This window comes from Peribacillus sp. SIMBA_075 (assembly GCF_046534585.1).
In genome coordinates this window covers 1-283 of the sequence record NZ_JAWRYN010000425.1, presented here as the reverse complement: position 1 = coordinate 283, position 283 = coordinate 1, and the positions used below count along the sequence as shown (strand labels likewise).

At 47.0% G+C, this 283-nt stretch carries 1 protein-coding gene; it reads right to left on the bottom strand.

Annotation, left to right across the window (positions count from 1 at the left end; translation table 11 throughout):
- The coding region (locus tag SB775_RS28860; protein WP_410864626.1) for an ABC transporter substrate-binding protein at positions 1 to 283 on the bottom strand (283 nt) is incomplete at both ends.

Genomic DNA, 283 nt, shown 5'->3' with positions numbered 1-283 from the left:
ACGCCTCGGCAGCTTCCTGCTTGCCTAACAGCTCGCCAAATGCCCGCATATCTACATGGACATCGTCATTGTATGTACCGTACGGAATCAAAACAGTGGAAGCAATTTTGGATACCTGCTCATACAGCTCCTCATCGGAGATAATAATCAGATCAGGATTTAAAGCGGTTATTTTCTCCAAAGAAATAGGATCGCCGATTTCCTCGATTTCAGCCAATTGCTCCTTGGTGAGGAAAGGGTTTTTCAACTCATACGGATGAATCCCGACAGGCTTGGCCCCGAC